Genomic DNA, 21,966 nt, shown 5'->3' on the forward strand with positions numbered 1-21,966 from the left:
AACGATTATGGCGATTCCATGCATTGGACGGATCAGCGGGCGGGTCCGTACGTTCGAGGCATGTCTCCCGCCAGTACCGGGGCGTCCACCACCCTGGACGCCGTCTCGTCCCCCGCCGCCTCCGACTCCCGTCTGACGCCGGGCGGTCCCGGCTACCGCCGGATGAGCTTCGCGCTCTTCCTCGCCGGTGTCGCGACCTTCGCCCTCCTCTACTCCACGCAGGCCCTGCTCCCGCTGATCTCGGACGGCTACGGCGTCTCCGCGAGCGACGCGAGCTGGACGGTGGCGGCGGCGACCGGCGGTCTGGCGCTGTTCGTCATCCCGATGAGCGCGCTGTCGGAGCGCTTCGGACGCCGTACGGTCATGACGGCGTCGCTGGCGGTGGCGGTGACCGTGGGTCTGCTGGTCCCCTTCGCGCCCTCGCTCGGCGTGCTGGTGGTGCTGCGCGGTGTGCAGGGCGCGGCGCTGGCCGGGCTGCCGGCGTCGGCGACCGCCTACCTGGCGGAGGAGGTCCGGCCGCGGGCGCTGGTCACGGCGATCGGTCTGTTCGTCGCGGGCAACAGCGTCGGCGGGATGAGCGGCCGGGTCATCACCGGCTGGGTCGCGCAGGAGTGGGGCTGGCGGGTCGCCGTCGGCACCATCGGCCTGATCGCGGTGGGCTGCGCGGTGGCCTTCCGGCTGCTGCTGCCCGCGCCGAAGCACTTCAGGGCGGGCTCGCTGCACCCGCGCCGGCTGCTCGCCACGGTCCGCGACCACCTCGCGAACCCGCTGCTGCGCCGCCTGTACGCGATCGGCGCGCTCTTCATGACCGTCTTCGGCGGGGTGTACACGGTGATCGGCTACCGCCTGACCGAGGAGCCGTTCTCGCTTCCTCAAGGCGTCATCGGCTCGATCTTCCTGGTGTACCTGGTGGGTACGGTGTCGGCGTCCACGGCGGGCCGACTGGTCGGCCGCCTGGGCCGCCGTGGGGCCCTCTACCTGGGCGGCGGTACGACGGCCACCGGCCTCCTCCTCTCCCTGGCCGACTCGCTCCCGCTGGTCCTGCTGGGCCTGGTCCTGATCACCGCGGGCTTCTTCGCGGGCCACGCCGTGGCCTCCTCGGCGGTCAGCAAGACGGCGACCCACGGCAGGGCCCAGGCCTCGGCCCTCTACCAGTCGGCGTACTACATCGGCTCCAGCGCGGGCAGCACCATCGGCGCGCTGGCCTTCCACGCCAGCGGCTGGTCCGGCACGGTCGGCGTCGGCCTGCTGGCGATCCTGGGCGTCGTCACGATCACGGCCCTGGGCACACTGGCGGCCCGCCGCCAGATCCTGGCCGACGCCCACTGACGAACGCCCCGCCTTTGTCAGTCCCCTGCGCTAGCTTTCAAGTGCTGGAGCGCAATGGCGCGCGAACAGGAACGGCCACAGGGGTGGGTGGACGGCAATGAGTGACAGCACGGCGACGGCGGAGCTGGACGTCGCACTGGAGAAGCACCGGACGGAGCTGACCGGGTACTGCTACCGCATGCTCGGCTCGTCCTTCGAGGCCGAGGACGCGGTGCAGGACACCCTGGTGCGGGCCTGGCGGAGCTACGAGAAGTTCGAGGGCCGCTCCAGCCTGCGGTCGTGGCTGTACCGGATCGCGACGAACGTCTGCCTGGACATGCTGAACGCGGGCAACAAGCGGGCCCGCCCGATGGACCTCTCCGAGTCGACGCCGCTGGCCCAGGCGGCGCTCTCGCCCCGCCCCGACAACACCTGGCTGGAGCCGGTGCCCGACGCGCGCGTGCTGCCGTCCCTGCACGACCCGGCGGAGGCGGCCGTGGCCAAGGAATCCATCCGGCTCGCCTTCATGGCCGCCCTGCAGCAACTGCCGCCCAAGCAGCGGGCGGTGCTGATCCTGCGCGAGGTGCTGGCCTGGAAGGCGAGCGAGGTCGCCGAGCTGCTCGGCACCTCGGTCGCCTCGGTCAACAGCGCGCTGCAGCGGGCCCGCGCCACGCTGGCCGAGCAGCAGCAGTCGGGCGCCGATGCCGAGGTCTCCAACGCCCTCGACGAGGAACAGCAGAAGCTCCTGGAGCGCTATGTCGCGGCCTTCGAGGGCTACGACATGACCGCCCTGACCGCGCTCCTGCACGAGGACGCGATCATGACGATGCCGCCGTTCGACCTGTGGCTCACCGGCCACGAGGACATCGCCGGCTTCATGACCACCATCGGCTCCGCCTGCGAGGGCTCGCGGCTGTTCCCGGTCCAGGTCAACGGCCTGCCCGGGTTCGCCCAGTACAAGCCCGACCCGGACACCGGCGGCTGGAGCCCCTGGTCGATCCAGGTCCTGGAGATCTCAGACGGCCGGCTCACCGGGTTCCACTTCTTCCTCGACACCAAGCGCTGGTTCCCGCTCTTCGACCTCCCCCTCCAGCTGGAGGCGAAGGCCGACGAAACGGAGGAGGGAGCGTAGCGCCGGGTCGGGGTCCCGCAGCCGGATCCGTCCGCCGGCCCGGCGGGCCGTCAGCTCCAGCCGGGCCAGCAGATCCACCGCGGCGAGCCCCGGCGGCCCGAGACCGCCCACGTCGCAGACGACGGTCCGGGCCGCGCCGGCCCCGAGCAGCACTCGCACGTCGTCGCAGAGCCCCGGCACCTCGTCCCTGGCGACGGGGCCCGACAGCATGAGCACGGCGGGGGTCACGGCATCCACGGGCGGTAGACCGCCGAGGGTCTGACAACTCATCGGCAGGGGGCGGTTCTCCGTACCGTCGCGCAGATCACAAGGATCACAACGTTGACCTGCACCTGACCGCACCCGAGGGTTAGCTGTATGCCCCACGGATCAGTACCGCCCCCGATGTCCGACGGCCTTCCGGCTCCCGCCGAGGGGGTCCCGTGCAGGGGGTGCTGAGCGGTTTCGCGGTCATCGCGATCGTCATCGCCGTCGGCTATGTCCTGGGCCGCGGCGGCCACCTGGGCGTGAACGGCCGCGAGGTCCTCACCAAGCTCGCGTTCCACGTCGCCTCCCCCGCCCTGCTCTTCACCACCCTCGCCCGGGCCGACCTGGCGGTGATCTTCTCCAGCCGTCTCCTGGTGACGGCGCTGAGCACGGCGGCGGCGGCCGGCGCGTTCGTGGCGGTGGGGGTCGGGCGCCACTGGGGCGTGGGCCGCACCACGATCGGCGCGCTCTGCTCCAGCTACGTCAACTCCGGAAACCTCGGCATCCCGATCGCGGTGTACGTCCTGGGCGACGCGTCCCTGGTGGCACCGGTACTGCTCTTCCAGGTGGTGATCCTCACCCCGGTCGCCCTGACGATCCTGGACGTGTCCGGGATGGGCGAGAAGGGCCCGTGGTGGCGGCGCCTGCTCGCCCCGCTGCGCAACCCGATAGCCGTGGGCTCACTGTCCGGCGTCGCGGTGTCCGGCCTGGGCGTCCATGTCCCCGGCCCGGTGATGGACCCGCTCACCCTGATCGGCAACATGTCCGTCCCGGCGGTCCTGCTCGCCTTCGGCATCTCCCTGCACGGCAGCACGCTCCCCGGCCGGGGCCGCGACCGCCACCCCGTCCTCCTGTCCGTCGCCCTGAAGTCGGTCGGCCAGCCGCTCGCCGCCTGGGCGCTGGCCTCCACCGTCTTCGACCTCCACGGAGCCCCCCTGCTCGACGTGACGGTCACCTCCGCCCTCCCCGCCGCCCAGAACCTCTACACCTACGCCAGCACCTACCGCGTCGGCGAGGAACTGGCCCGCGACTCGATCCTGCTCTCGACGGTGCTCGCGGTACCGGTCCTGGTGGTCGTGGCGGCGCTGCTGGGGTGACACCCCGGCAGCGCCTTGCCGCACCCTCGTCAGGCGATACGTTCCAGCACCACGGGCGACGCGGTGAACTCGGTGCCCGCCGCCGCGATGTCGTACGAGCCCTCGACCGACTGGAGGGCGTACTCGAAGCGTTCCGGGGTGTCGGTGTGGAGGGTGAGGAGGGGCTGGCCGGCGGTGACCGTGTCGCCGGGCTTGGCGTGGAGTTCGATGCCGGCGCCGGCCTGCACCGGGTCCTCCTTGCGGGCGCGGCCGGCGCCCAGGCGCCAGGCGGCGACGCCGATGTCGTAGGCGTCGAGGCGGGTCAGGACGCCGGAGGACGGGGCCGTGATGACGTGCTGCTCGCGGGCGACCGGCAGGGCCGCGTCCGGGTCGCCGCCCTGGGCCGCGATCATCCGGCGCCAGACGTCCATCGCCGAGCCGTCGGCGAGGGCCTTCGCCGGGTCGGCGTCCTTGACCCCGGCCGCGTCGAGCATCTCGCGGGCCAGGGCGAGGGTGAGTTCCACGACGTCGGAGGGGCCGCCGCCGGCGAGGACCTCGACCGACTCGCGGACTTCGAGGGCGTTGCCGGCGGTGAGGCCGAGCGGGGTGGACATGTCGGTGAGGAGGGCGACCGTCTTCACGCCGTGGTCGGTGCCGAGGCCGACCATCGTCGAGGCCAGCTCGCGGGCGTCCTCGATGGTCTTCATGAAGGCGCCGGTACCGACCTTGACGTCCAGGACCAGGGAGCCGGTGCCCTCGGCGATCTTCTTCGACATGATCGAGGAGGCGATCAGCGGGATCGCCTCGACCGTGCCGGTGACGTCACGGAGCGCGTAGAGCTTCTTGTCGGCGGGGGCCAGGCCGTCGCCCGCCGCGCAGATGACCGCGCCGGTGGTGTCCAGCACGTTCAGCATCTCCTCGTTGGAGAGCAGGGCGCGCCAGCCGGGGATCGACTCCAGCTTGTCGAGGGTGCCGCCGGTGTGGCCGAGGCCGCGGCCGGAGAGCTGGGGGACGGCCGCGCCGCAGGCGGCGACGAGGGGCGCCAGCGGCAGCGTGATCTTGTCGCCGACGCCGCCCGTCGAGTGCTTGTCGGCCGTCGGGCGGGACAGCGAGGAGAAGTCCATGCGCTCGCCGGAGGCGATCATCGCGGCGGTCCAGCGGGCGATCTCGCGGCGGTTCATGCCGTTGAGGAGGATGGCCATCGCGAGCGACGACATCTGCTCGTCGGCGACCTCGCCGCGCGTGTAGGCGTCGATGACCCAGTCGATCTGCTGGTCGCTGAGCTCACCGCGGTCGCGCTTGGTGCGGATGACGGAGATGGCGTCCATGGCGGCCATGGCGTTCCCTTCGAAGATGTGCGAAGCGCACGGCCCCTCCGCGCGGACGGGCGGGGAGGGGCCGTACGGGATTACTTGGTGAGATGGGCCGGGCCGAAGGCCTGGGGCAGCATCTCGGAGAGGGGCAGGACGCCCTCCGGGGTGTCCAGGAGGAGGTCCGGGCCGCCGAACTCGTAGAGCAGCTGGCGGCAGCGGCCGCACGGGACGAGGAGCCCGCCCGTGCCGTCCACGCAGGTGAAGTGGGTGAGGCGGCCGCCGCCCGTGCGCTGGAGCTGGGAGACAAGGCCGCACTCGGCGCACAGGCCCAGGCCGTAGGACGCGTTCTCCACGTTGCAGCCGGTGACCGTGCGGCCGTCGTCGACCAGGGCCGCGACCCCGACGGGGAAGCCGGAGTACGGGGCGTAGGCGTGCGACATGGCCTCCCGTGCCTCGGCCCGCAGGGGCTCCCAGTCGAAGTCCGCGGCCGCGGTCGTCACTTGCCCTGTCCCTTCCGGTAGGGCAGACCGTCCGCCTTCGGCATCCGCAGGGACTGCGCGGACAGCGAGAGCACCAGCAGGGTCACGAGGTACGGGGTCGCGGTCACGAGCTGGCGCGGGACCTCGTTGGTGGAGGCGTACCAGATGAACATCAGGACCGAGATCACGATGGTGATCGCCGCCGGGATGTACTTCTTCTTCCAGGCCAGGTAGGCGGCGCCGAACACCAGCAGGATCGCGATCAGCAGGATCAGCGCGTGGACGTTCACCGTGCCGCCGCGCAGGTTGAGGCTGTCGGTGTAGCCGAACAGGCCGGCGCCGAGGGCCAGGCCGCCCGGCATCCAGTTGCCGAAGATCATCGCGGCGAGGCCGATGTAACCGCGGCCGGCCGTCTGGCCGTCGAGGTACACGTTGGAGGCGACGATGGAGAGGAAGGCGCCGCCGAGGCCCGCGAAGCCACCGCTGATGATCACCGCGATGTACTTGTACTTGTAGACGTTCACGCCGAGGGACTCGGCGGCGACCGGGTTCTCACCGCAGGAGCGCAGGCGGAGGCCGAAGGCCGTGCGCCACAGGACCCACCAGGTGATCGGTACGAGGGCGACCGCGACGACCGTCAGCGGGGACAGGTCGGTCAGCAGCCCGCCGACCAGGCCGGCGATGTCGGAGATCAGGAACCAGTGCTTCTCGTTGAGCGTGTTCAGCCAGTCGGACAGTCCTGGCACGCTGAACGTGCCGATCGAGTCGATCGGCGGGGACTGCTTGGAGGAGCCGCCCTCCGCGTTCTCGAAGGTGAACTTCGACAGGTAGCGGGTGGTGCCCAGGGCGAGGATGTTCAGGGCCACACCGGAGACGATGTGGTTGACGTTGAAGGTGACGGTGGCGACGGCGTGCAGCAGGGCGCCGAGCGCGCCGCCGAGGATGCCGAAGACCACGCCGACCCAGGGTCCCCACTGGTAGCCGGCCCAGGCGCCGAACCAGGTGCCGAGGATCATCATGCCTTCGAGGCCGATGTTGACGACGCCCGCGCGCTCGGCCCACAGGCCGCCGAGACCGGCGAGGCCGATCGGCACGGCGAGGCGCAGCGCGGTGGACATCTGGCCGGTCGAGGTGATGCCGTCGGCGCCGGTGATCAGGCGGACGGCCGAGGTGAGGATCAGGACGCCCGCGATGACCAGCAGGAGTACCGGGAGCGACATTCGGCGGCCGCCCTTGCCGGGCTGCTTCGCCTGCGGCTTGGCGATGGTCGCGGTGGACATCAGGCCGCCACCTCCTTCTTGGTGTTCTGGGCGGCGGCCGCGGCGAGCTCCGCGCCGACCTGGCGCTGCTGGCGGCGCAGGCCCCACTGGCGTACGGCTTCGTAGGAGATGACGACGGAGAAGACGATCAGGCCCTGCATGATCGTGGCGATCTCCTTCTCGTACGCGACCGGGGTCGCGTAGTCGAGGGCGGGCGAGGCCTTGTCGAGGAAGGCCCACAGGAGGGCGGCGAAGGCGATGCCGCCGGGGTTGTTGCGGCCGAGCAGGGCGATGCCGATGGCGGTGAAGCCGAGGCCGGCCGGGAAGCTCAGGCTGTAGGTGTGGGTGTCGCCGAGCAGCAGCGGCAGGCCCGCGAGGCCGGAGACGGCGCCGGAGATCAGCATGGAGATCAGGACCATGCGCTTGGCGTCGACGCCGGAGGCGGCCGCGGCGGACTCGGAGGCGCCGGTGGCGCGCAGGTCGAAGCCGAAGCGGGTGCGGTTGAGGACCACCCAGTAGGCGATGCCGAGGGCGATGGCGACGAACACCATGCCGTAGATCTCGCCGACGTCGGAGCCCAGGTTGATGCCCGGGAACCAGCCGGACTTCTTCATGTCGCCGGTCGTCATGTTGTTGCCGACCTGGACGCCCCACACGTTCGCGAGGGTGACGTAGCCGATGACGCTGGTGGCGATGGCGTTCAGCATGATCGTGGAGACGACCTCGCTGACCCCTCGGGTGACCTTGAGGACGCCCGCGATACCGGCCCAGAACGCGCCGGTGAACATGGCGACCAGGAGCAGCACCGGGATCTGCAGGAAGGCGGGCAGTCCAATGTTGGCGCCGACCACGGCCGTCATCACGGCGGCGAGCCGGTACTGGCCGTCGACGCCGATGTTGAACAGGTTCATCCGGAAGCCGAGGGCGACCGCGATGGCCGCGATGTAGTACATCGCCGCCTGGTTGATGATCAGGACCTGGATGTCCGAGTACGGCAGCTGCTGGAGCATCAGCACGTACGGCTCGAACGGGTTGCGGTTCGAGGCCAGCAGCACGATCGACGTCAGCGCGATCGCCAGCACGAGCGCGATGACCGGTCCGGCCACCGCGAGGAGCACGCGCTCCTTGTCGAACTTCTTCATCAGTCCTGGTCCTCCCCGGACACATCGTTCGCGTCGTGATGCTCCAGGTGGCCGCTGGCGGCACCTGTCATGGCCGAGCCCAGTTCCTCGGGCGTGATGGTGGCCGGGTCGGCGTCCGCGACCAGCTTTCCGTCGTAGATCACGCGCAGGGTGTCCGACAGGCCGATCAGCTCGTCGAGGTCGGCGGAGATCAGCAGCACGGCCAGGCCCTCGCGGCGGGCCTCGCGGATGCGGTCCCAGATCTGCGCCTGGGCGCCGACGTCCACACCGCGGGTGGGGTGGGCGGCGATCAGGAACTTCGGGCTGTGGCTCATCTCTCGGCCGACGATCAGCTTCTGCTGGTTGCCGCCGGAGAGGGAGGCGGCGGTGACGTCGATGCCGGGGGTGCGGACGTCGTACTCCTCGACGATCCGGCGGGTGTCGGCCTGGGCGCCCTTGATGTCCAGCCAGAAGCCCTTCGCGTTGGGCTTCTCGGTGACATGGCCGAGGATGCGGTTCTCCCAGAGCGGCGACTCCAGGAGCAGGCCCTGGCGGTGGCGGTCCTCGGGGATGTAGCCGACGCCGGACTCGCGGCGCTTGCGGGTGGCCCAGCCGGTGATGTCCTCGCCGAGGAACTCGATCGCGCCGGAGTCGGCGTTGCGGGTGCCGATGAGCGCGTCGATCAGCTCGGTCTGGCCGTTGCCCTCGACACCGGCGATGCCCATGACCTCACCGGCGTGGATGGTGAAGGAGACGTCGTCGAGGACGCGCTTGGCGGCGCCGGGGGTGGTGGCCTCGTCGAGCACGTCGCCGCGGGCCGTGGCGCCGGCCGAGCCGACCGTGGCGGTCTCGGGCTGGGCGCCGACCTCGCCGAGGGAGGCGATGCCGCCGCTGGCGTAGACGGTGAGGTTCTTCACCGTGACGACGGCCCGGTCGGTGACGGTGGACTCGGCGGTCTCCGGGGTGGGCAGCTCGCTGCCGACCATCAGCTCGGCGAGCTGGCGCGGGGTGGTCTTCGAGGGCACCGCGGTGCCCACCGTCGTACCGCGCCGGATGACGGTGATGTCGTCGGCGACGGACAGCACCTCGCCCAGCTTGTGGGAGATGAAGATGACCGAGAGGCCCTCCGACTTCAGCTCGCGCAGGTTGTCGAAGAGTGCGTCGACCTCCTGCGGGACCAGGACGGCGGTGGGCTCGTCGAGGATCAGGGTCTTGGCGCCGCGGTAGAGGACCTTGAGGATCTCCACGCGCTGCCGGTCGGCGACACCGAGGTCCTCGACCAGGGCGTCGGGGCGGATGCCGAGGCCGTACCGGTCGGAGATCTCCTTGATCTTCTTCCGGGCGCTGCCGCCGATGCCGTACAGCTTCTCGCTGCCGAGCGCGACGTTCTCCAGGACCGTCAGGTTGTCCGCGAGCATGAAGTGCTGGTGGACCATGCCGATGCCGCGCGCGATGGCGTCGGCGGGGGACGAGAAGGTGACCTGCTCGCCGTCGATCGCGATAGTGCCCTCGTCCGGCTTCTGCATGCCGTAGAGGATCTTCATCAGGGTCGACTTGCCGGCCCCGTTCTCACCGACCAGGGCATGGACGGTGCCCTTGCGGACGCTCAGGTGGATGTCGTGGTTGGCTACGACACCCGGGAATCGCTTGGTGATCCCCGCCAGCTCGACCGCGGCTGTCGTCTCTGCGGTGAGCGGAGGGCTGCTGGACGCGTCGATGGCGCACTCTCCTCGGGAAAGGGGCCGCTCTACGCGCGTAGCGCCCCTGCTTTAAATAGTGCCCGGACCTGACCGAGCTTTTTCGACTCTCGATCCGTTCCGAGCATTCTGCCGCGCGAAGGGGGATTGCCCCCGCCGCACCGGGATCACCGGACGATCCCCGGACCCGCACCCGAGCTTCCTGACCGAACGCTCGGACCCGCGTCCGGGACCCCACCCGGGTCACCGGATTCCCGGGGCACCGGATCCCCGGATCCCTGGATCTACGGCAGAGGCGCGGGAAGGTCATCCTTCCCGCACCCCGTTCCGTGGCCGTAACGCTGCCATTACGGCGCGCCTTTGACCATGCCTACGACAAGGTCATGACCCCTGGGTCAGGAGGTCTTGACCGTGATCGAGCCGTCCTTGATACCGGCCTCGGCCTTCTTGAGCGCGGCCTGGATGTCGGCGTTGTTCTTGAAGGTCGGGTTGGAGTCGGCGAGGCTCACACCGCCGGTGGCCAGGCTGGCGCGGATCTCACCGGTCTCCGGCTTGCCGTCGTGGACGGACTTGGCCAGGTTGTAGACCGCGCCGGCGACGTCCTTCATCGCCGAGGTGAGGATGTAGTCCTTGTACTTGGCCAGCGCGTCCTGCTTGTACTGGTCCGAGTCGACGCCGATCGCCCACACCTTGTGCTCGGCGGCGGACTGGATGACGCCCTGACCGGACAGGCCGGCGGCGGCGTAGACGACGTCGGCACCGGCGTCGATCTGGCCGTCGGCGGCGGTCTTGCCCTTGTCCGGGCTGGAGAAGCCACCCTCGGCGGCGGTCTCGGTCAGGTACTGCGACTTGACCTTGACGCCCTTCTTGGTGTCCGCGACGCCCTGCTCGAAGCCGGCCTCGAACTTGTGGATCAGCGGCACGTCCACACCGCCGATGAAGCCCACGGTGTTGGTCTTGGTGGCCTTGGCGGCGGCGACACCGGCGAGGTAGGACGCCTGCTCCTCGTGGAAGACGAGGTCGGCGACGTTGTCGGCCTTGATGGTGTTGTCGTCGATGATGCCGAAGGTGACCTTCGGGAACTTCGCCGCGACCTCCTTGACGGCGGGCGCGTAGGAGTAGCCGACACCGATCACCGGGTTGTAGCCCTGCTTGGCGAGCGTCTCCAGGCGCTGGACCTTGTCGGCGTCCGACTCGCCGTCCTGCGGCTCGACGGCGGTGGACTTGTAGCCGTACTCCTGGTCGGCCTTGTCCAGGCCGGCGGTCGCGGCGTCGTTGAAGGACTGGTCGCCCTTGCCACCGACGTCGTAGGCGAGAGCCAGACCGAGGTCCTTGCCCTTGCTGCTGGAGGACGAGGTGGATGAGCTGCCACAGGCGGATACGGTGGCAGCGAGGGCTGCGGTTGCAACGCCCGCAACCGCGATACGGGACACCCGGCGCATGGAACTTGACTCCTTCGTGCACGCGCCCAAACCAGGCGCTGGTTCCGCCGCAGCGTAACGCGCGTAGACCAGACGGAAAACCCCCAATGTCCGGTCCGTTATCTAGCTGTGGCCACAGTCACGGCCAAGGTTACGGACAGCGCTGCGCCCCTTGCGGGAGGCAAGGGGCGCATGAACTGCAACGGCGCGTGCGCGGACGTCAGCCGAGGGGCGACCGATCACCCGGCCGTATATGCAGGTCGCATTACTTGGTGTTGACGGTCACCTTGCCGTCGACGATGTCCTGCTTGGCCTTGTCGACGGCCGCGACGACCTTGGTCAGGGCCTTGTACTTCGGGTTGGTGTCCGCGAAGCCGACGCCGCCGGTCTTGAGGGTGCCGTTGACGACACCGCTCTCCGGCTTGCCCTCGTAGACCGACTTCACCAGGTCGTACACGGCGCCGCCGACGTTCTTCAGGGCCGAGCCGAGGATGTAGTCCTTGTACTTGGCGAGCGCGTCCTGCGCGTACTGGTCGGAGTCGACGCCGATCGCCCACACCTTGGCGGTGGCGGCGGCCTCGATCACGCCCTGGCCGGAGAGACCGGCCGCGTGGTAGATCACGTCGGCGCCGGAGTCGATCTGCCCCTGGGCGGCGGTCTTGCCCTTGTCCGGGCTGGAGAACCCGCCCTCGGCGGCCGTCTGCGTGAGGTACTGCGACTCGATCTTGATCTTCGGGTTGACGGACTTGGCGCCCTGGTCGAACCCGGCCTCGAAGGTGTGGATCAGCGGGATGTCCACGCCGCCGATGAACCCGATGTGGTCCTTCTTGGTGGCGGACGCGGCCGCGACACCGGCCAGGTACGAGGACTGCTCGGCGGCGAACACCATGTCGACGACGTTCTTCGCGTTGATCGTCGAGTCGTCGATCATGCCGAAGGTGATGTTCGGGTACTTCGCGGCGACCTCCTTGACGGCGGGCGCGTAGGAGTAGCCGACCCCGATGATCGGGTTGTAGCCGGCCTTGGCGAGCGTGTCGAGGCGCTGCACCTTGTCGGCGTCGGACTCGCCGTCCTGCGGCTCGATGTCCCGGCCGCCGATGCCGAACTCCTTCTCGGCCTTCTCGAAACCGGCGTAGGCGGCGTCGTTGAAGGACTGGTCGCCCTTGCCGCCGATGTCGTAGGCGAGGCCTATGCCCTTGCCGTTGTACTTTCCGGACGAGTTGGTGCTGGTGGCACCACTGTCCGAGCTGGACTTACCGCACCCGGCGGCGGCCAGGGCGAGGACCGCGACGGTCACCGCTGCCTGGGAGAACCGTGTCCTCCGACCCGAGATATGACGCACAGCAAGCACCCCTTCGTCCCCACGGCACCGTCACCGGCCCGCTTCCCCAACCGGCCACCCGCGGTGGCGATTTCGGCGCACAGTAACGCGCGTAGAAGCGGAGGGGAACGGGGTTTCTCCGGGCCGTTATCGAACCGTGCCGACTCCGGGTTACAACCGGAGATCGCCGGTTACGGCGGGGTGACACAAGGGGGCGAAAGGGTGCCGACCGGACACACCTTCGCCCCCTGCGGAGAACCGTGGGCAAGCTGACCGTTTCTCCCGCCGTCTGATCCGACGACCGTCGATACGACTACCTGGTCGCGTCGATCAGGGCGGCGGCCGTGAACAGCTCCACGCCCACGGTGATGGCCCGCTCGTCGGCGTCGAAGTCGCCCTGGTGCAGGTCCCGTACCGTCCGCTCCCCCGGGGTGCGCACCCCGAGCCGCGCCAGCGCGCCCGGCACGTGCTCCAGGTACCAGGAGAAGTCCTCCCCGCCGAGGCTCTGCTCGGTGCTCTCGATGGAGTCGCTCCCGCGCCGGGCGATCATCGCGTCCCGCAGCAGTTCGGTGATCACCGGGTCGTTGACGACCGGCGGCACCCCGCGCACGTAGGTGATCTCCGACTTGGCCCGGTGCAGGGTGGCGACCTCGTCGATCGCGGCGTGCACCACGTCCGGCGCCTGCCGCCAGGCCTCCAGGTCCAGGCAGCGCACGGTCCCGGACAGCTCGGCGTGCTGCGGGATCACGTTCGGGGCGTGCCCGGACTCGATCCGTCCCCAGGTCAGGGCGAGTCCGCTACGGCTGTCCACGCGCCGCCCGATGACCGCGGGCACGTCGACCGCGACCCGGGCGGCGGCGGTGACCAGGTCGGTGGTCAGATGCGGCCGGGCGGTGTGGCCGCCGGGGCCGTCCAGCGCCACCTCGATCCGGTCGCAGGCGCTGGTGATGGCGCCGGTCCGCAGCCCGATCCGCCCCACGTCCACCCGGGGGTCGCAGTGCACGGCGATGATCCGCCCCACCCCGTCCAGCACCCCGGCCTCGATGGCGTCGGCGGCACCGCCGGGCAGCACCTCCTCGGCGGGCTGGAAGAGCAGCCGCACGGGCCGCGGCAGCAGGCCCCGGCGGTGCAGGTCGGCGAGGACGAGGCCGGCGCCCAGCACCACCGCGGTGTGCACGTCGTGCCCGCAGGCGTGGGCCCGGTCCGGGACGGTGGACCGGTAGGCGCACTCGGTCTTCATGTCCGGGATGGGCAGGGCGTCGATGTCGGCCCGCAGGGCGAGCACGGGCAGCCCGTCCCCCACCGGCCCGATGTCACAGATGAGCCCGGTTCCCAGGGAGAGGACGCGGGGCCGGAGGCCGGCCTGCTCCAGCCGTTCCTTGATCGCGGCCGTCGTGCGGAACTCCTGGTTGCCGAGCTCGGGGTGCATGTGCAAGTCGCGCCGGAAGGCTACGAGTTCGGCGTGCAGCTCCTCGCTGAGCACGCCGGGGAGCACATCCCCGGGGAGGTCGGCCTCGGACTCTAGGGACATCAATTGGTTCACCCTCTGAAGGGTAGGACGCCCGGAGGGTCAACTGACCCGAGATCAACAAAAGTTCAGCCCGTTAGGGGAAGAAAATCTGACCGCGGAGGCATGACCCCGGACGTGACTGGGTAAAACCTGTGCTTCCTCTTCCACGGATACCACGCCCCGCTACGATCCCGCCCGTCCTGTCCACCCACCGAAACGGGACCGGAACGGAACGGCGACTTCGCCACACGGCCCCCGTCCGCCCGGTAGCGTGCGCGACCGTGACGGACTCGGACACCACCGATTTCATAGAGACCACCCGTACGTCCTACGACATGATCGCCAAGGACTACTCCGCCGCCTTCCCCGGCCTCCCCGAGCGCCCGGTGGACATGTCGATGATCGCCGCCTTCACCGCGCTGGTGAAGGCGAACGGCACCGCCCCCGTGGCCGACCTGGGCAGCGGCCCCGGCCACATCACCGCCCACCTCAACGACGACCTGGGCGTCCCGGCCTTCGGTATCGACCTCTCCCCCGCGATGGTCGCCCTGGCCCGCGAGGCCCACCCCGGCCTGCGCTTCCACCGCGGTTCGATGACGTCCCTGGACCTCCCGGACGAGACCCTCGGCGGCATCCTCGCCCTCTACTCCATCATCCACATCCCCGACGCCCACCTCCCGGCGACCTTCGCCGGTTTCCACCGCGCGCTGGTCCCCGGCGGCCATGTCCTCCTCGCCTTCCAGAAGGGCGAGGCCTCCGGCCTCCACCTCACCGAGCGCTTCGGCCACGAGATCGACCTCCACTACCACTGGCGCCCCGCGTACGCCGTCGGCGACATGCTCGCCAAGGCCGGCCTGGACGTGGCCGCCACCCTCATCCGCGAACCGGTCGAGTCCGAGAAGTGGCCCCGCGCCTTCGTCCTGGCCCGCAAGCCGGGCTGAAGGGGGCGGCGGCGCCGGACGGAGGGGGACGCTCTGAAAGGGCTCCCCTCGCCACTGGAACGGCTCGCCGAAGCGGACCGCCTCGTCGCCGCCCTGGCAGGATGGCCGCATGGAACGTGTGCTTGGAATCGGTGGCTACTTCATGAGGGCCGGCGACCCGGCGGCGCTGGGTGCCTGGTACCGCGACTGTCTCGGCATGGACGTCGACGGGCACGGGGTGTGGCAGCAGGAGACCGGGCCCACGGTGTTCGCGACGTTCGAGTCGGGGACCGACTACTTCGGCGCCCGCACCCAGCGGACCATGCTCAACTTCCGGGTCCGCGACCTGGACGCGATGCTCGCGCAGCTGCGCGCCCAGGGCGCGGACGTGGCCGAGGAGACCCAGGAGATGGACGGCGTCGGCCGCTTCGGCTGGGTCACCGACCCGGAGGGCAACCGCGTCGAACTGTGGCAGCCCGCCTGAGCGTGTCGTCCCGCCCGGGGTTCCTACCGGGTGCCGGGCCGGTTCAGTTCCACGGTGCGTTGAAGGAGCGGCCCGGGGCCGGCTTCGCGATCAGGGCGATCGGGATGAAGAAGTTGACCTGGCCGATGACGAACATGAGGGTCGCGAGGGCCTTCGGTTCGTAGTGCTCGGCGGCCTGGGCGTACAGGTCGTCGGAGACGCGCTCGCCGTGCGCCGAGGGCCGCAGCACCGCTTCCACGAGGGCCAGGGCGGCGCGCTCCGGGGCCGTGAAGTACGGCGAGTCCTGCCAGGAGGCGACGGAGGTGATCCGCTCCTCCGGTTCCCCGGCCTTGCGGAGGAAACCCGTGTGCAGGACGGTCAGGTAGGTGCTGCCGACGATCTGGCCGGCCCTCAGCTGGACCAGGCCGATCGTGGGGCGCGGTACGGAACCGTTGCCGGCGGCCCTGAAGAGCGCCGCCGACACCTCCGCCAGTTCGGGGACGAGCTGGGCGGGGTCCTCGGACATCCGCGGACCGGTCGGGACCTCTGCCGTGATCGAACGCGTTGCCATCGTCGTCTCCTTTGTCGTTCCCGTGTCGCTGTCACTGCGCTGACGGATCTCGGCGGGCGAATGTGACCGGCGTGTTCGACGACGCCTGTAGATTCGTCGGGCAGGCAGCGGCTGGCGAGAGGGGTTGGTCGAGATCGCGACGCAGGCCGGTGCCGTCGCCCGGGCTCGGGTGCCCCTGAACCGGACCCGGGTACTGAGCGCGGCCGTCGCCCTCGCCGACGAGGGCGGGGTCGACGCGCTCAGCATGCGCAGGATCGCGCAGGCGCTCGGTGTCGTACCCATGGCGCTGTACAAGCACGTGGCCAACAAGAACGAGCTGCTGGACGGCATGATCGACGTCCTGGTCGGCGAGATCGACCCGCCGGTCGAGGGGATCGGCTGGAAGGCGGCCGTACGGCGCCGGGTGCTGTCGGCCCGGCGGATGCTGCTGCGCCACCCGTGGGCGCCCGAGGTCATCGAGGCGCGGATGAAGACGCGCGCCGCCCCGACCCCGGCCCTCCTGGAGTACCTCGACTCGATGATCGGGGTCTTCCGGGCCGGGGGGTTCCCGGTCGACCTGGTCCATCACGCCCTGCATGTGATGGGCAGCCGGCTGCTGGGTTTCTCCCAGGAGCTGTTCGAGGACAGGCCCGGCCGTCCGGCGGACGGGGACGCGCTCGCGCCCGAGGAGATGGCGGCGCGCTTCCCCCACCTCGCCGAGCTGGCGATGGCGGTCGCGCACGACCCGGAGTCCGTCGTCGGGTCCGGCTGCGACGACCAGTTCGAGTTCGAGTTCGCCCTGGACCTGACGCTGGACGGCCTTGAGCGGCTGCTGAACGCTTCCTGATCGCTTCCTGATCGCTTGTCGAACCTCGACCCCGGCCCCTTGACGGGTGTACGGCGTACACCTACCTTGCCTTCAAGGGGGTGTACGCCGTACACCGCGCGCCAGGGGGTTTCTGATGACCATGAAGGCGATCGTGCAGGAGCGGTTCGGGCCGCCGGACGTGCTGCGGATGGCGGAGGTCGAGCGGCCGGAGGCCGGGGACGGGCAGGTGGTGGTGCGGGTGCGGGCCGCGGCCGTCAATCCGTACGACTGGCACATGCTGCGCGGGGATCCGTACGTGGCGCGGCTGATGGGCGGTGTGGGGCTGCGGCGGCCGAAGTCGCGGGTGGCCGGGATCGACGCGGCCGGGGAGGTGGTGGCGGTCGGTGCCGGTGTCGGCGGGCTGCGGGCCGGCGACGAGGTGCTGGGCTTCTGTCCCGGCGCCTTCGCCGAGTACGCGTGCACCGCCGCCGACCTGCTGGTGCCGAAGCCCGCCGGGCTCACCTTCGAGGAGGCCGCGGCCGTACCGATGGCGGCGGTGACCGCCCTGCGCGGCCTGCGGACCGTGGGCGGGCTGACGGCGGGTCAGCGGGTGCTGGTGAACGGGGCCGGGGGCGGCATCGGCACCTTCGCCGTGCAGATCGCCGTGGCCTCGGGGGCGGAGGTCACCGGGGTGTGCGGCACCGGGAACGTCGAGCTGGTGCGCTCGCTCGGCGCCGCGCACGTCGTCGACTACACCCGTGCGGACTTCACCGGCCGGGGCGAGCGCTACGACGTGATCCTCGACAACGTGGGCGGCCGACCGCTGCGGCACCTGCGCCGGGCGCTCACGCCGGCCGGGACGCTGGTGGCCAACGGCGGCGGTTCGCCCGGCCATGTCCTCGGCGTGCTGGGCTCGCTGCTGCGGGTCGTCGCCACCGACCCGTTCGTCCGGCAGCGGCTGCGGCCGCTCCTCCCGTCGGTCCCGGACGGGCCGGTCCACCAGGAGCTGCTCGACGTGACCACACTGGTCGAGGCCGGCCGGCTCACCCCGGTCGTCGACCGGACGTACCCGCTGGCCGACACGGCCGCGGGCGTCCGCCACGTCGAGCAGGGCCACGCCCGCGGCAAGACCGTGATCACCGTCGCCTGATCCGGGCGAGCCGGACTACGGGGAAGTCGCGGTCACAGCCCGCTGGTCACCGTGCGGGTGATGTGGGCCCGCAGGCGGGCGGCGTCCTGGGCGGGTGGGAGGCCGTAGGCGGTGCGGTACTCGCGGTTGAACTGGGTGGGGCTGACGTAGCCGACGGCCTGGGCGATCTGGGCCGCCGAGGCGTCACCGGCGACGAGGCGGCGGCGGGCCTCCTGGAGGCGCAGGTGCTTCTGGTAGCGGAGCGGGCTCATGCCGGTGGCCGCCTTGAAGTGCCGGTGCAGGCCGGCCGGGCTCATGTGCGCCACCGCCGCGATCTCGTCGATGCTGAGCGGCTCCGTGTAGCGGGCGCGGATCCAGCGGGCCGCCTCGCGCACCCGGGTCGCGGTGGAGTCGGCCAACGACCACTGGCGCAGGACGGAGCCGAGGGAGCTGCGCAGCAGCCGGTAGAGGATCTCGCTCTCGACGCGGGCGGCGAGCGGGCCGATGTCCTCGGGGGTGTCGAGGAGTTCGACCCAGCGGGTGACCGCGTCGGCGAGCTCGGGGGACATCGGGGCGGCGGCCTGCGCGGGGGCGGCCGACGGGGTGGCCGTCGGGGGCGTGTCGGCCAGCTCCAGCAGCAGTTCGGTGAGCGGCTCGCCGTCGAGGCGCAGGGACGCGGACCGGTACGGCACCTGCTCCAGGTCGGCGGTGACCGGCAGGTCGATGCTGGTGAGGAGCATCTCGCCGGGGCGGGCCACCCGGATCAGCTCGCCCGCGGTGGTGCGTTTCGTGCCGGCGGCGACGAAGCAGATCATCGGTTCGTACAGCAGATGGGCGGGCTCGACCGGCTCGTCGACGGAGGCCAGGGAGAGCCGGGGTACGGCGGTGTCCGTGCCCGGTGTCACGCAGTGCCGGTCGACGGCCGCGACGAGTCGGTCCAGCACGGTGCGCTCCGTCCCTGAAGGGTCCCTGAGAGGATCAGGCAATTCTATGCGAGCGGCGGCCCATGACCGCCGGGGTCCGCGTGCCTAGCGTTGACGGCATGGCAGAGCACACCACACACCTCCCGCGGCGCACCCTCGGCACCCAGGGCCTCACGGCCGGCGCGATCGGTCTCGGCACCATGGGCATGACGATGGCCTACGGCACCCCGGACGAGCGGGGCAGCCTCGACACCCTCCACCGGGCCCATGGGCTCGGGGTCACCCTCTTCGACACGGCCGAGCTGTACGGCCTGGGCACCGGCAGCAACGAGCAGCTCCTCGGGCGGGCCGTGAAGGGCTTCCGGGACGAGATCCTGATCGCGACGAAGTTCGGTTTCGACCTGTCCGACCCGACGCGGATCGGGCACTCCCTGGACAGCCGTCCCGAGCACATCCGCGAGGTCACCGAGAACAGCCTGCGGTACCTGGGCACGGACCGGATCGACGTGCTCTACCAGCACCGCGTGGACCCCGACGTCCCCATCGAGGAGGTCGCGGGGACGGTCGGCGAGCTGATCGCCGAAGGCAAGGTCCGGTTCCTCGGGCTGAGCGAGGCCGGGCCGGAGACGATCCGCCGGGCGCACGCCGTGCACCCGGTGTCGGTGCTCCAGACCGAGTACTCGGTGTTCGAGCGGGCCGTGGAGGCCGAGATCCTGCCGGTGCTCCGGGAGCTGGGCATCGGCTTCGTGCCGTACTCCCCGCTGGGGCGCGGCTTCCTCACCGGAGCGGTCAAGCCCGCCGCCGAGTACGAGGCGGGCGACATGCGGCACACCATGGACGAGCGCTGGAAGCCCGGCAACTACGAGCGGAACGTCGCCGCGGTGCGCGAGCTGACCGCCCTCGCCGAGGGCAAGGGCTGCACGGTCACCCAGCTCGCGCTGGCCTGGCTGCTCGCGCAGGGCGACGACATCGTGCCGATCCCGGGCACGCGGAGCCCGCGGCGGCTGGCCGAGAACGTGGCCGCGGCGCACGTCGCCCTCACGCCCGGGGATCTGGCGCGCGTCCAGGAGATCCTCCCGCACGGGGCGGCCGGCTCCCGCTACCCGGCGGGGGTCATGCCCACCTGGCAGTGATCCGGAGGGGCCGGCGCCCCCGGTGCCCTACGCCGGGCTGGTCACCGCCGCCAGTCGGTGCACGTCCTTCGCCGTGCCGGTGACGCCGGAGAGGAATCCCTGCGCCCGGGGGGACGCGTTCTCCGTCAGCCAGGCCGGGTCGATGTCGCAGACGGCGACGCGGACGCCCGTGCCGACCAGGGCGAGCGGCAGGGTGTGCACGACCGTCGACGGGAAGCTCAGGATGGTCCGGCCGATGGGGCCCCTGCGGGCGATCAGCTCCAGGGGAAGGTCCGGGCGGACTATCTCCAGGCCGGTCTCGGCCGCGAGCCGGTGCAGCTTCTCGGTGCTCTCGCGGCGGTGCGCGAAGTAGCGGGTCGCGCCGTGCGCCTTCGCCAGGGTCTGGACGGCCTCCAGGTAGCGGTCGCCGTCCACGACGCCGGTCTCCACCAGGGAGGTGCCGACCAGGTCGGCGCCCTTGGTGATGCGCGGCGGGCCGAAGCGGGCCCGGGTCCAGCCGAAGTCGTTCGCGGTGACCGTCACCCCGGCCGGCGTCTCCGTCATCGGCATGGAGGAGAAGACCTCCACCCGGCGGCGGTCGCTGGGGGTGAGGCGGCGGCGGGCCGAGGAGGACACCGGGGCGAACAGCAGGTCCCGGGCGCCGGGTCTGCCGCCCTTGCGGTGCCAGCGCACCAGGCGTTCGCCGCGCGCCAGTTGGGCGACGAACTCCATCGTGGCCGTGCCGTCGTCGACCACGACCAGGTCGCGGGCGCGGGTGATGGTCAGGAGCAGTTGTACATAGCGGGAGAACGGGTCTCCCATGACGATCCGGTCGGCCCGGCGGAGGGAGCCCGCCAGGCCGCCGATCGTCTGGAAGGGGGCGGTGGTGCCGCCCCGTGCTTCCTCCCAGCGGACCCGGTAGCCCTCGTCACGGGCCAGGTCCGCCATGCGGCGCAGCTGGCCCCGGGTCATCGGGTCCGTCGGGGCCAGGACGACGATCGTGAGTTCCGCGCCGGGTGCCGCCGCCGATATGGCGGCCGATGCGCGACGGGCCTGGGCAGGCACCGTCGGCACCGGCTCCGCCGCCCCGCGCAGGGCGTGGACATGCGCCCACTCCAGCACGTTCAGCAGCTGCACCGGACTCTCGACGAACGCGAGGGTGTGGGGGCCGGGGTTCCCGGCGCGGGGGCTCATCGACGTACGACCGTCCCGTCGTCGTAACAAGTGGGTCAGACCTGGACCGGCTCGCCGGCGGCCGCGGCGATCTCCGCCTCGGCGACGACGCCGGTGACGCGGCGCAGCTTCTTCATCGGGCCGAGCTCGGAGTCGTAGACCTTCTTGACGCCGTCGCCGAGGGACTCGGAGATGATGCGGATGTCGCGGACCAGGCGGGTCAGGCCCTGCGGCTCGACCGAGGCGGCCTGGTCGGAGCCCCACATGGCGCGGTCGAGGGTGATGTGACGCTCGACGAAGGTGGCGCCGAGCGCGACCGCGGCGAGGGTGGTCTGCAGACCCGTCTCGTGGCCGGAGTAGCCGATCGGCACGTTCGGGTACTCCTTCTCCAGCGTGTTGATCACGCGGAGGTTCAGCTCGTCGGCCTTCGCCGGGTAGGTGGAGGTGGCGTGGCACATGAGGATGTTGTCCGAGCCGAGGACCTCGACCGCGTGGCGGATCTGCTTCGGGGTCGACATGCCCGTGGAGAGGATGACCGCGCGGCCGGTGGCGCGCAGCGCCTTGAGCAGCTCGTCGTCCGTGAGGGAGGCGGAGGCGACCTTGTGGGCGGGGACGTCGAACTTCTCCAGGAAGGCGACGGCCTCGGTGTCCCACGGGGAGGCGAACCAGGCGATGTTCTTGCTCTTGCAGTACTCGTCGATCTGGCGGTACTCGTCCTCACCGAACTCCACGCGGTGGCGGTAGTCGATGTAGGTCATGCGGCCCCAGGGGGTGTCGCGCTCGATGTCCCACTGGTCGCGCGGGGTGCAGATCTCCGGGGTGCGCTTCTGGAACTTGACGGCGTCGCAGCCGGCCTCGGCGGCGACGTCGATCAGCTTGAAGGCGTTCTCCAGCTCACCGTTGTGGTTGATGCCGATCTCGCCGCAGATGTAGACGGGCTTGCCGGGGCCGACCTCACGGGAACCGAACTGGCGCAGACGGGAGTTGCTCATGACTGTGGGGTGT

General features: G+C 71.0%; 21 protein-coding genes. 8 read left to right on the forward strand and 13 right to left on the reverse strand.

Annotated elements, in window-relative coordinates:
- The first annotated feature begins 60 nt into the window (after positions 1-60).
- The gene (locus tag ACGFZS_RS12740) at positions 61-1,329 is read left to right on the forward strand and encodes an MFS transporter (protein WP_393795090.1); all 1,269 of its coding nucleotides are present in this window, start codon (positions 61-63) and stop codon (positions 1,327-1,329) included.
- Positions 1,330-1,426: 97 nt separating this feature from the next.
- Positions 1,427-2,440: a sigma-70 family RNA polymerase sigma factor gene (locus ACGFZS_RS12745; protein ID WP_393795091.1), complete on the forward strand. Its 1,014-nt coding sequence runs from the start codon at positions 1,427-1,429 to the stop codon at positions 2,438-2,440.
- Here the strand turns inward: ACGFZS_RS12745 and ACGFZS_RS12750 are convergent.
- Positions 2,324-2,710, reverse strand: a complete 387-nt coding sequence (locus ACGFZS_RS12750; protein ID WP_393795092.1) for an STAS domain-containing protein — start codon at positions 2,708-2,710, stop codon at positions 2,324-2,326. The genes ACGFZS_RS12745 and ACGFZS_RS12750 overlap by 117 nt on opposite strands.
- A gap of 152 nt (positions 2,711-2,862) precedes the next feature.
- On the opposite strand from ACGFZS_RS12750, the gene ACGFZS_RS12755 reads away from it, so the two are divergent.
- Positions 2,863-3,783 (forward strand): AEC family transporter, encoded by a 921-nt coding sequence (locus ACGFZS_RS12755; protein WP_365694846.1) that lies wholly within the window; start codon positions 2,863-2,865, stop codon positions 3,781-3,783.
- A gap of 29 nt (positions 3,784-3,812) precedes the next feature.
- On the opposite strand, the gene ACGFZS_RS12760 is transcribed toward ACGFZS_RS12755, so the two are convergent.
- From ACGFZS_RS12760 to ACGFZS_RS12795, 8 genes are all read right to left on the reverse strand, one after another.
- On the reverse strand, positions 3,813-5,090 hold the full coding sequence (locus ACGFZS_RS12760) for a thymidine phosphorylase (protein ID WP_393795461.1): 1,278 nt from the start codon (positions 5,088-5,090) through the stop codon (positions 3,813-3,815).
- Between the two features lie 80 nt (positions 5,091-5,170).
- The gene (locus ACGFZS_RS12765) at positions 5,171-5,575 is read right to left on the reverse strand and encodes a cytidine deaminase (RefSeq protein ID WP_355715629.1); all 405 of its coding nucleotides are present in this window, start codon (positions 5,573-5,575) and stop codon (positions 5,171-5,173) included.
- Positions 5,572-6,834 carry an ABC transporter permease gene (locus tag ACGFZS_RS12770; RefSeq protein WP_365694848.1) on the reverse strand — a complete coding sequence of 421 codons (1,263 nt, stop codon included), beginning with the start codon at positions 6,832-6,834 and terminating at the stop codon, positions 5,572-5,574. Before ACGFZS_RS12770 ends, ACGFZS_RS12765 begins: the two co-directional genes overlap by 4 nt.
- Positions 6,834-7,955 (reverse strand): ABC transporter permease, encoded by a 1,122-nt coding sequence (locus ACGFZS_RS12775; RefSeq protein ID WP_393795093.1) that lies wholly within the window; start codon positions 7,953-7,955, stop codon positions 6,834-6,836. Before ACGFZS_RS12775 ends, ACGFZS_RS12770 begins: the two co-directional genes overlap by 1 nt.
- The gene (locus tag ACGFZS_RS12780; protein WP_393795462.1) at positions 7,955-9,652 is read right to left on the reverse strand and encodes an ABC transporter ATP-binding protein; all 1,698 of its coding nucleotides are present in this window, start codon (positions 9,650-9,652) and stop codon (positions 7,955-7,957) included. The genes ACGFZS_RS12775 and ACGFZS_RS12780 overlap by 1 nt, the downstream gene beginning before the upstream one ends.
- Positions 9,653-10,026: 374 nt before the next feature.
- On the reverse strand, positions 10,027-11,073 hold the full coding sequence (locus ACGFZS_RS12785; protein WP_393795094.1) for a BMP family protein: 1,047 nt from the start codon (positions 11,071-11,073) through the stop codon (positions 10,027-10,029).
- A 244-nt stretch (positions 11,074-11,317) separates the two neighbouring features.
- Positions 11,318-12,349 (reverse strand): BMP family protein, encoded by a 1,032-nt coding sequence (locus ACGFZS_RS12790; protein WP_393795095.1) that lies wholly within the window; start codon positions 12,347-12,349, stop codon positions 11,318-11,320.
- A gap of 337 nt (positions 12,350-12,686) precedes the next feature.
- Positions 12,687-13,904: a M20 family metallopeptidase gene (locus ACGFZS_RS12795; protein ID WP_393547176.1), complete on the reverse strand. Its 1,218-nt coding sequence runs from the start codon at positions 13,902-13,904 to the stop codon at positions 12,687-12,689.
- 260 nt (positions 13,905-14,164) lie between these two features.
- Between ACGFZS_RS12795 and ACGFZS_RS12800 the strand changes: the two genes are divergently transcribed.
- Together ACGFZS_RS12800 and ACGFZS_RS12805 are read left to right on the forward strand one after the other, a co-directional pair.
- A complete protein-coding gene (locus ACGFZS_RS12800) occupies positions 14,165-14,824 on the forward strand; it encodes a class I SAM-dependent DNA methyltransferase (RefSeq protein ID WP_393795096.1) in 660 nt (219 codons plus the stop codon).
- Positions 14,825-14,933: 109 nt separating this feature from the next.
- On the forward strand, positions 14,934-15,287 hold the full coding sequence (locus ACGFZS_RS12805) for a VOC family protein (protein WP_393795097.1): 354 nt from the start codon (positions 14,934-14,936) through the stop codon (positions 15,285-15,287).
- A gap of 43 nt (positions 15,288-15,330) precedes the next feature.
- On the opposite strand, the gene ACGFZS_RS12810 is transcribed toward ACGFZS_RS12805, so the two are convergent.
- Positions 15,331-15,837, reverse strand: a complete 507-nt coding sequence (locus ACGFZS_RS12810) for a carboxymuconolactone decarboxylase family protein (protein WP_393795098.1) — start codon at positions 15,835-15,837, stop codon at positions 15,331-15,333.
- 124 nt (positions 15,838-15,961) lie between these two features.
- Here ACGFZS_RS12810 and ACGFZS_RS12815 point away from each other — a divergent pair, with 124 nt between their 5' ends.
- Positions 15,962-16,663: a TetR/AcrR family transcriptional regulator C-terminal domain-containing protein gene (locus tag ACGFZS_RS12815; RefSeq protein WP_393795099.1), complete on the forward strand. Its 702-nt coding sequence runs from the start codon at positions 15,962-15,964 to the stop codon at positions 16,661-16,663.
- 121 nt (positions 16,664-16,784) lie between these two features.
- Positions 16,785-17,774, forward strand: coding sequence for an NAD(P)-dependent alcohol dehydrogenase (locus tag ACGFZS_RS12820; RefSeq protein ID WP_393795463.1), 990 nt, complete (start codon positions 16,785-16,787; stop codon positions 17,772-17,774).
- 32 nt (positions 17,775-17,806) lie between these two features.
- On the opposite strand, the gene ACGFZS_RS12825 is transcribed toward ACGFZS_RS12820, so the two are convergent.
- The gene (locus ACGFZS_RS12825; protein ID WP_393795100.1) at positions 17,807-18,697 is read right to left on the reverse strand and encodes an AraC family transcriptional regulator N-terminal domain-containing protein; all 891 of its coding nucleotides are present in this window, start codon (positions 18,695-18,697) and stop codon (positions 17,807-17,809) included.
- A gap of 98 nt (positions 18,698-18,795) precedes the next feature.
- On the opposite strand from ACGFZS_RS12825, the gene ACGFZS_RS12830 reads away from it, so the two are divergent.
- Positions 18,796-19,809: an aldo/keto reductase gene (locus ACGFZS_RS12830; protein ID WP_393795101.1), complete on the forward strand. Its 1,014-nt coding sequence runs from the start codon at positions 18,796-18,798 to the stop codon at positions 19,807-19,809.
- Between the two features lie 27 nt (positions 19,810-19,836).
- On the opposite strand, the gene ACGFZS_RS12835 is transcribed toward ACGFZS_RS12830, so the two are convergent.
- Together ACGFZS_RS12835 and ACGFZS_RS12840 are read right to left on the reverse strand one after the other, a co-directional pair.
- Entirely contained in the window at positions 19,837-20,982 is a 1,146-nt protein-coding gene (locus tag ACGFZS_RS12835; RefSeq protein ID WP_393795102.1) for a hypothetical protein, read from the reverse strand.
- A gap of 35 nt (positions 20,983-21,017) precedes the next feature.
- Complete coding sequence (locus ACGFZS_RS12840; RefSeq protein WP_355715680.1) at positions 21,018-21,953, reverse strand: N-acetylneuraminate synthase family protein; 936 nt, start codon at positions 21,951-21,953, stop codon at positions 21,018-21,020.
- Positions 21,954-21,966 lie beyond the last annotated feature (13 nt).

It is taken from the genome of Streptomyces sp. NPDC048288 (genome assembly GCF_043201555.1).
In the GTDB taxonomy this organism is placed as follows: Bacteria; Actinomycetota; Actinomycetes; order Streptomycetales; family Streptomycetaceae; genus Streptomyces.